This window comes from Helicobacter jaachi (assembly GCF_000763135.2).
In the GTDB taxonomy this organism is placed as follows: Bacteria; Campylobacterota; Campylobacteria; order Campylobacterales; family Helicobacteraceae; genus Helicobacter_C; species Helicobacter_C jaachi.
The window spans coordinates 1-9,496 of sequence record NZ_JRPR02000018.1; the positions used below are offsets into that span (position 1 = coordinate 1).

8 protein-coding genes are annotated in these 9,496 nt (G+C 36.1%); 5 read left to right on the top strand and 3 right to left on the bottom strand.

Annotated features, from left to right (window positions below):
• Window positions 1-128 precede the first annotated feature (128 nt).
• Window positions 129-1,193, top strand: a complete 1,065-nt coding sequence (locus LS71_RS09205) for a hypothetical protein (RefSeq protein ID WP_034356557.1) — start codon at window positions 129-131, stop codon at window positions 1,191-1,193.
• A gap of 2 nt (window positions 1,194-1,195) precedes the next feature.
• Here the strand turns inward: LS71_RS09205 and gyrB are convergent, their stop codons facing one another.
• Window positions 1,196-3,514, bottom strand: coding sequence for a DNA topoisomerase (ATP-hydrolyzing) subunit B (gene gyrB / locus LS71_RS09210; protein WP_034356554.1), 2,319 nt, complete (start codon window positions 3,512-3,514; stop codon window positions 1,196-1,198).
• Between the two features lie 44 nt (window positions 3,515-3,558).
• The gene (dnaN, locus tag LS71_RS09215; protein WP_034356551.1) at window positions 3,559-4,620 is read right to left on the bottom strand and encodes a DNA polymerase III subunit beta; all 1,062 of its coding nucleotides are present in this window, start codon (window positions 4,618-4,620) and stop codon (window positions 3,559-3,561) included.
• Between the two features lie 254 nt (window positions 4,621-4,874).
• On the opposite strand from dnaN, the gene LS71_RS09220 reads away from it, so the two are divergent.
• Genes LS71_RS09220 through LS71_RS09235 form a run of 4 tightly spaced genes read left to right on the top strand, consistent with a single transcriptional unit; the run spans window position 4,875 to window position 8,195 of the window.
• Entirely contained in the window at window positions 4,875-5,999 is a 1,125-nt protein-coding gene (locus tag LS71_RS09220; RefSeq protein ID WP_034356548.1) for an MlaE family ABC transporter permease, read from the top strand.
• Window positions 5,996-6,781, top strand: a complete 786-nt coding sequence (locus LS71_RS09225) for an ABC transporter ATP-binding protein (protein WP_034356545.1) — start codon at window positions 5,996-5,998, stop codon at window positions 6,779-6,781. The genes LS71_RS09220 and LS71_RS09225 overlap by 4 nt, the downstream gene beginning before the upstream one ends.
• Entirely contained in the window at window positions 6,781-7,554 is a 774-nt protein-coding gene (locus LS71_RS09230) for an MlaD family protein (RefSeq protein ID WP_034356543.1), read from the top strand. The genes LS71_RS09225 and LS71_RS09230 overlap by 1 nt, the downstream gene beginning before the upstream one ends.
• Window positions 7,551-8,195 carry a hypothetical protein gene (locus tag LS71_RS09235; protein WP_034356540.1) on the top strand — a complete coding sequence of 215 codons (645 nt, stop codon included), beginning with the start codon at window positions 7,551-7,553 and terminating at the stop codon, window positions 8,193-8,195. Before LS71_RS09230 ends, LS71_RS09235 begins: the two co-directional genes overlap by 4 nt.
• Here the strand turns inward: LS71_RS09235 and LS71_RS09240 are convergent.
• Complete coding sequence (locus tag LS71_RS09240; RefSeq protein ID WP_052058183.1) at window positions 8,146-9,366, bottom strand: hypothetical protein; 1,221 nt, start codon at window positions 9,364-9,366, stop codon at window positions 8,146-8,148. The genes LS71_RS09235 and LS71_RS09240 overlap by 50 nt on opposite strands.
• Between the last annotated feature and the right edge of the window lie 130 nt (window positions 9,367-9,496).

Genomic DNA, 9,496 nt, shown 5'->3' on the forward strand with positions numbered 1-9,496 from the left:
ATGGAGTGGGTTGGGGGGTTTAGCCCAAATGGAAAAAATTTACTCATCTTTAGCGTAGCATTTTTACTTTCATTTTTTTGCATGAACAATGTATCTGAATTCTTATATTTTAATTTTTAAGGATAATTATGAGCTATAAAGCCTTTGTATTTGCTTGCTTTTTTATCGCACTTGGTGTGCCTTTAGCGGTGGTGAGCGCTAACTATATCATTAATCCCTATGAGATTTTTAATCATCATCTTTTTCTTAAAGGCATAAATCACAATCAGCGCTATGAAAAAATACAATACTTAAAAACTCATCACGCCAAATACAACTCCTATCTTATCGGTAGCTCCAAAGTTGGGTTTATATCGCCAAGTCTTATAGAATCTTATATTCCTCAATCACATTTTTATAATGCATGGGCTTCAAGTGCTAATATTTTAGATGCGCAAATTTTTGTTGATTATCTCATCGCGTCACATTTTGATGTAAAAAATTTATATATTCTTATTGATATTGAACGCAATGTGTATTTAACAGATTATCGTATTATCAATGACGCGCAAAGAATGTGGCATTACGAGATTGCACATAAAGATAAGAATGCATTTTTTACACTTTATCTTACTTCATTTTTTCCTAAAGCCATCTGGACAAAACTTAAGCACTTTAATAAGCCCTTAGAGCAATTTGAGGATATTCACACAGGCACTTGGGGTTATACACTAAGAAAAGCCCAAAGAGAAGCAAACCTCGCACTATATATACAAAATGAACCCACATTCCACAAAAATATAGAATCAAGTATAAAGACGCTCAATGAGTTAGAAACTTTCACAAAAAGTCTAGATTCTATATTTAATCACTGCCAAACGCTGCACATCAATTGTATTTTTGTAACCTCGCCTACTTACTATAAGGAGGCAAACTCCACTACACAAGAGGTTAAAGAACAAATGCTAAAAGCCATAGCGGATTCTATCCCTTCTGGATTTTGGCATTTTAGCTATAAAAATACCATTACCATAGATGAGAAAAATTATTATGAATCCACCCACCACATTGAAGAAATCGACAGCCTTATGTTAGCGCGTATTTTTCATGATACAAAAGTGCAGATTCCAAATGACTTTGGGATATTTATTACAAAGGAAAATTTTGCCGCATCACTAGAGAAAATGCGTGCTATTGAGGCTAAATACAAGTAATCTCACACATCTAAGTGTTTAACATCTTTTGCATGCTCTTGGATATACACGCGACGCGGCTCGACCTCATCACCCATAAAAAGCGTGAAAATCTCATCAGTATCAGCATCATCATCAATTTTTACGCGCAAAAGTGTGCGATTAGCTTTCATCATCGTAGTTTCCCATAATTGCTCTGGATTCATCTCGCCCAAACCTTTGTATCGCTGGATATAGGCATCTTTTTTCGCACTTTCTTCAATTTTCTCCAAAAATTCAATCAAATCCTCTCCATTAAGAAAATCTAAAGCCCTGCTAGCAATCTTTTTATAAATATGTCTAGCCTCTTGGAAAAAATTATCCATAAACAGCGCACTATTAATGTGAAGTTCTACAAGCCCTACTTTTGTTTGCACATAGAGCGTTATTTGCGCTTCTTGCACGCTTTTATTAAGGATATTGCACTCTTTACTTATAAGATAAGATTCTATCTTTTGGCTAAGCTCAGTTAAATCTAGACTATCAAACTGCTCATTTTCGACCAAATAGCGCACCACCTCAATCATAGGATAATGCTTCTCAAGCTCTTTTAAAATACTGCGATAGTGTGAAATGAATTTAAGAATCTCCAAAAGTTCTTTATTACCAACACCCTGAAAGCTAAAATTCTCTATACCATTTTCGATAAGATACTCGCTCAAAGCCCGCTCATCTTTGAGATAAATCTCTTTTTTGCCTTTTTTATAGCGATATAAGGGAGGTTGAGCGATATAAATATGCCCATTTTCCACAAGAGGCTTTAAATAGCGATAAAAAAATGTCATCAAAAGCGTTTGTATGTGACTTCCATCAACATCAGCATCAGTCATTATAATAATTTTGTGATAGCGCAGCTTTTCGATATTAAACTCATCGCCAATGCCGCAACCAAAGGCAGTAATCATATTTTTAATCTCATCACTTTTTAAAATCTTATCAAGGCGGGATTTCTCCACATTTAAAATTTTGCCGCGCAGAGGTAAAATGGCCTGAAAGGCTCTATCGCGCCCTTGCTTTGCGCTCCCTCCTGCGCTATCGCCCTCTACAAGATAGATTTCAGATTCTATAGGGTCTTTACTCTGGCAATCAGCGAGCTTACCGGGCAATGTGCCAACAGAAAAACTCTCTTTTTTGCGCGTTAAATCTCGCGCTTTTTTAGCCGCTTCACGCCCGCGTGCTGCCATAATGGCTTTTTGCATAATGGCTTTGGCTTCATTTGGATTTTCTTCAAAAAATTTTGAAAGTTTTTCATAAATGAGCTTTTGCACGATAGGCTTTACAAATGAGCTGCCCAATTTTCCTTTAGTTTGCCCTTCAAATTGCGGGTCTATAACTTTTGTAGAAATAATCGCCACAAGCCCCTCGCGCACATCATCGCCTGTAACTTTAGAATCTTTCTCCCTAGCGCTTGCATTTGCTTCAATATAATTCATAATCGCTCGACTTAAGCCTGCTCTAAAGCCTGCTTCATGTGTCCCGCCATCTGGTGTGCGGATATTATTCACAAAACTCAAAACCTTTTCATCATAGCCCTCATTATAAGCTAGAGCAATTTCTACATCTGTTTCTAACTCAAAGGCTGAAAAGCTTATGATTGAGGAGATAAGAGGCTTTTTATTAATGTCTTGTATAAATTGAGACAATCCACCCTCAAAGTGATAATGTTCCTCTAGCTGCGTGCGCTCATCTTTAAAATGAATAGTGATATTGTGATTAAGATATGCCATTTCTTTAAAGCGCGCAATAAGTATTTGCGCATCAAATTCTAGCACTTCCATAACCTCACCATCAGGGATAAACTCAATAGTCGTGCCATTTTCATTAGTATCGCCAATAATTTCTAAATCACTTTGGGGAATACCTTTGGCAAATTCTTGACGATAAATATGCCCATTTTTTTTAATAGTCATAATGAGGTGCTTGGAGAGGGCATTTACCACACTCACACCCACACCATGCAAGCCGCCAGAAACTTTATAAGTATCTTGGTCAAATTTTCCACCTGCATGCAAGGTAGTAAGCACAAGCGTCGCAGCAGGTAGATTCTCTGTAGGGTGAATATCTACGGGGATACCGCGTCCATTATCCTCAATGATAGCGCTTCCTTGTGTTGTAAGCGTGATACTAATCTCATTACAATACCCCGCCATAGCCTCATCTATGGAGTTATCTACCACTTCATAAATCATATGATGCAAGCCGCCGATATTTGTATCGCCAATATACATTCCGGGGCGCTTGCGAACGGCTTCTAAACCTTTTAAAACTTTAATATTGCTGGCTTGATATTCTTTTTTATCCATAATTATGCTCCATAGAGATGATTACAAAACTAGATTCTATAAATTTATAGAATCACAGGCATAATCACAGTTGAGAAATTCTCATATACAACGACAAATGGCGTATTTGTGTCATTTAAACATAGCACAAATTCACTGCCCTCAACTTGAGAGAGAAAATCTAAAATGTATTTAGAATTAATCCCTAATGTGAATTCATCAATTCCTGTCTGCACTTCAATTTGTGTGCTAGCCTCTCCGCTTTCTTCATTAAGCGTTTCAAAAGAAATTTCATTAGGTGTAAGTGTAATTTTAATATTATTTGCAAGTGATTTTACAAACTGCAAAGCATCGACAAATTTATCTTTAGGCAGAGTGATTTTATGCTTAAATTCTTTGGGAATGATTTTTTCATAGTCAGGATATTTGCCATTAATAAGCTTTGTGTAGAAAGTGTATTCATTACTTTTAAGAATAAGATGTGTAGGATTATGATAAATCTCAAATCCATCAATAAAAAGCTTTGAAACTTCGATAATAGCTTTTTTAGGGATAATAAGAGAAAGCACATTGATTGATTGGCTTTTATATTCAATCACAGCTAGACGTCTCGTATCTGTAGCGGCGAAATTAAATCCATAATCTTTAATATCTAATAAACAGCCATTAAGCTCGTATTTTGGGTTATTTGTATCCACAGCAGGATTTATCTTTTTAAGTGAATTTAAAAACTTTTCAGATTCTATATTTATTTGAGCATTTTGTTCATATTCTGGAAATTTTGGGAATTCATCAGCATTAAACATGGGGAGCTTTGTGCGGGATTTGCCTTGTGAAATATGCAGAGAATCTTCTTTTGTTTCAATGGTTATATCACCTTCCTTAAGGCGTTTGATAGTATCTAGAATCTGCCGACCATTAGCCGTAGCATTGCCTTGCATTTGAGAAGGAATATTAATACGGGATTCTAGCCAAATCTCATAATCTGTAGCCTTAAGGATAAACATATCATCTGTAGCTTCAAAGTAAATGTGAGAAGTGATTTGCGACCTATCTCTTTTATCAAGGAAATTTTGGCAATTTGTAAGGGTTGTTTCTAGTAGGCTTTTTGGAATGGAGATTTTCATCTGCAATGTCCTTTAAAATAAGATTATTAAGGTAGGAGTAGTAGGAAGAGTGAAAAGGTGAAAAACTCCTCCACAATCGCCTAGAGCTTTAAATGCATGCGTGAATAACTTTAGTGTATCTCATCACATAATGGCGCGCATTATATCTAAAAAATCTTATACTTTGAGTAATTTATGAAAGTTTATAGGGCATATCAGGCAATATTAAAAGCTTTTGATATAATTTGCACTTTTTAAATTTTAAAGGGCAAAGCATGACTTTTACAATAAATTCTATGCATAATAGAATCTATATCCAGTTGCAAGGGCGATGTGATTACACGCTTAAAAAATCTACGCAAAGAGCTTTAGCACGCGCTATTGAGCACTCTAAAGTATTAAGCATTGATTTTAGCGGAGTGTCAAAAGTGGATTTTGTCTTTTGTGCTTTTGTTTATGAGCTTTTAGAGGGTAGAGCCTATGAGCTTATAGGCACAAGCACACAAATTGATGAGATATTTGACACACTTAAAAGCACTTTGCCGCGCCAAAAACAAGCACAAGAGCAAAATATATCGCTATTTTATAGAATCTGGTTTATTTTTACTCATCTTTTTATGTTTTTAGGCAAGCGTGTAGAGCAGTTTTTTCACACTTGTTTAGATTTTTTACAATTTTGCGGTATGTGTTTGTGGTATTTTTTCCGCGCGGTGCTGCACCCTCATTATTTTAAATTAAGCTCAATTTTTTATCACATCAATGAAGCGGGCTTTAAGGCTTTGCCTGTAGCGCTGCTTACATCTTTTATTGTAAGTTATGCTATTGCCTTGCAGGGGGTTTTACAGCTTGATAGAATGGGTGTGCCACTTATGAGTGTGGAGATTGTGGCTAAGCTTTGCTTGCGTGAAATGGGTCCTTTTATCTTAGCCATTGTGATAGCAGGTAGGAGTGCATCAGCCTTTAGTGCGCAAATTGGCGTTATGAATCTCACAGAAGAAAATGATGCGCTAAAGACTATGAATCTAAGCCTTTTTGATTATCTTATTTTGCCGCGCGTGCTGGCTTTAGTGATTGTTATGCCTTTATTGGTGTTTTTAGCTGATGCTATAAGCTTGTTTGGTGCGATGTTAGCCATAAAAATACAAGCAGGCATTAATTTTGTGCAGTATTTAGAGCGCTTTTATGAGTATGTGAGCATTGAGCATTTTTGGGTAGGAGTGATAAAAGCTCCCTTTTTTGGCGCAACTATTGCACTTATTGGCTGCTTTCGCGGATTATGTGTGAAAGGTGATGCAGAATCTGTAGGACTTGAAACGACTAAAAGTGTGGTAAATGTAATTTTTTGGGTCATTTTAATTAATGCTCTCTTTTCACTTATCACCACAAGGCTTGGCATATGAATATTATTAGTGTGCGCAATCTTTACACGCAATATGGCGATGCGATTATTCACAATGGGATTAGTTTTAATGTGAAAAAGGGTGAAATCTTTGGCATTTTAGGTGGGAGCGGGAGTGGAAAAAGTACTTTGCTTAGAAATATGCTCTTTTTATCTCGTCCAAAATCTGGAGTGATTGAGTTTTTTGGGCATAATATTTGGGCATTGCCAGAATCTAAGCGCGATAGGATTCTTAATCGCTGCGGGGTGATGTTTCAATTTGGCGCGCTTTTTTCATCAATGAATGTGCTTGATAATATCGCCTTTTTGCTCACGCAAAAAACAGCCTATGATAAACAAACCATTTATGATATTTCAAAAATGTGGCTTGATATGGTGGGATTAAGCCTTGATGTGGCTTTAAAATACCCCTATGAGCTTTCAGGTGGAATGAAAAAGCGCGTAGCTTTAGCTCGAGCTTTGGTGCTAAATCCAGATATTTTATTTTTAGATGAGCCTACAAGCGGACTTGATTTGCAAAGCTCGGAGCGCTTTGATAGGCTTATTATTACGCTTAAAGAAGTGCTAAAAATTACGATAGTAATGGTTACTCACGATTTAGATTCTATAAAAGACAGCGTAGATAGGCTTATTTTGCTTGAGGATAAATCTATTATTTTTGAAGGAACATTGCAGGAGCTTTATACACTGCAGTGTGCGGGCAGCACAAAGGCAAAAATCTTTTCAGGCAAAAGAGGTAGGCGATTTTGGCATAATTTTAATGAGGATTGCGAGGAGATATAATGGAACGCAATGTGCGGTATGTATGGATTGGTGTGCTATTTTTTATCGCTTTGGGATTAATGGTAGCTTTTGTGATGTGGCTCAATCGCTTTGAGGTAGATTCTGCGCGATATACTCAATATTATGCATATAGCAGTGATGAAATAGGCGGTATAGGCGCAAATACACCCGTGCGATATAAGGGCATTAGCGTGGGACGCGTGAAATCTGTAGCATTTAGGGATATTAAAGAGGGGACTATACAAATTGAAATGCTCATAGATTCTCAATTGCTTGTGCGTGAAAATGCTAGAGTGGTGATTAGCTCTCAAGGGCTAGCGGGGGCAAATTATCTTTCGCTCATTCAGGGCGAGGGGAAGGCGCTAGAGAAAAACAATGAAGATAGAATGGTAATTGAGCTTGATAAAGGCAGCCTTGATAAAATTATGAGCAAGGCAGGTGAGCTAAGCGATGATATGGCAGCTTTGCTTAAAAATCTTAATAACACGCTAAGTGATGAAAATCTTAAAGAAATTGCTATCTTGCTTAAATCCCTTGAACAGAGCGCGCATAATCTTAATAATTTAAGCATCGAGGTTAATAAAAATATGCAAAATGGAGAATATAATATGCGCGAAATCCTTACGCCCACGCTTTTTGAGCTGCAAAAGAGTTTGCAAGATATGAGCAGATTTTTTAATAACGCCTCGATTTTTCTGGATAAAATGGATAAAAATCCTTATGACAGCCTCTTTGGCAAGCGCAAAAATACAGAATCTAAGGGGGATAAATGAGAATTATAATATTTGTTTTAGCCTTATTTTTGAGCGCTTGCGTTGATGTGAAAATCGCCTCCCAAGTGCCACAAATGGCTTATCTTATTTTGCAAGATTCTATAAATAAACCCTCTAAATCCTGTAAAGCACAAAATATAAAGGCACATACAAAAGTAGGATTACTTGATATATCCGCAAATACGCCATTTGATAGCACAAATCTCTATCTTTTTAAAAACGCGCAAATGAGTATTATCGAGGACAAAAAATGGATTGCCCAGCCAGCAGATATGCTTAAATCTCTCATGCTTTCACGACTTCAATCCCAATGTGTCCAAGTGGCGCTACCGCCCTTTGGTACGCAAAAACTTGATAAGATGCTTAAAATTTCATTGCTATCTTTGCAGATAGTTAGCGAATTTCATAAAGGTGAGTTTGATAGAACGGCGGGAAATGAGCATATTTCAGATGCTTCAAATGCGTATAGTGCGCATATAAGCATATTTTATGAAATCATTAATACAAAGACTTATAATGTGCTAAAAAGTGGCACAATAAGCATAAAAAAGCCTATACAATCGCTTCAAAATGAGTATATCACGCAAGGGTTTATGCAGGCGGTGCAAGTGGCTTTTGACGAGATTGCAGGTGGGATTTAGCCGGGGGAGATTTTTTGCAACCTAATTGCAAGAAGTCTTTTTCCTGGAGATTTGTGATGTTTGTTTTAGAAAATGCTTTTCCAGAATAGGAGGCAATAATAGAGTGGAGATAAGAGTAGTTAATAAGGCTGCTAGGAATAGATTGTTTTTCTGTCATATCGAGCAAGATTTTACCATAATAGATGTCTCCGCCATGAAATCCATCAAGGAATTCACAATCATTGCTTTGGAGAACAAGAGAATTATGATAATTTAGAAAATTAATGTTTAGATTCTCAAGTGTTGCAAATAATTCATCAATATAACCATACTTATTGCTCCTTTCTTGCATAGCTTGATACACTGAAGGTGCAAGAGGAGGAATAAAAACAATAGTTTTTATATCATTATCTTTAAGTTTCTTAAGCATTCTTAGAAGCGTATCAATACGCTCCTTCTCTATGTGGATAGCGTATTCAAATTTTCGGGTACCGGTATTTATGCGGCTTAGAGTGTCTTTAAAGTTTGCGTCTTGTGCGGACTGGGTATAAAAAATCTCCCCATAAATATACGAGCCATCTTTTAAAAATCCTCGACTATGGTATATGGCATTTAATCCTAAAGAATCCAGATTCGTATAAGGATTGCTTATAAAGTGGTTGTCAAATATATATTGGGGTTTAAAAAAAGTATGTTGATAAATAAGAGTAACAATATCTTTAATTTTTGATAGTGAGATGTCTGTGCCTGTTATTTCATGGTATCCACCTTGTGTAAAATTGGGATAGAATGGACTAAAATACCAAAAATCTAAACCAATAATAATAAGTTTAGGTTTATAAATTTTGAGTAATTCTTCCAAGAATAATTCGCCCTCATTAATTGTGTTCATGGCATTGCCTGCATTTATAAATGAATCTGTGAAAAATTCTTCTCTAAACTGCAAAACACGAGATGAACCTAAAGCGATAATATTTGGTTGAGTTTGTTTTATAAGTTCAAGCTTATAAGCAAAAACATTTTCATTGAGCATTGTGCCATAAAGGGAGTTGTTTGCTAATTGTCGCTTAATAACCGCAGCAAAGCTATTATGTTCATAAATACGAGACAGATAATATAAAATACAACCAACAAACAAAAGATTTGCGCATAAAATGGTCACATATAATAAAACAAATTTTTTATAACCCATTTGAACTATCCTAAAAGTTGAAATATAAAAATTGTTGTGCTTTATTAATTTGTAAGAAAGACAAAAAAGATGAAGCTATAAGGATTAATAATTTTAACCAAGAAGCCCTAAACCCCCCAACCCACTCTAC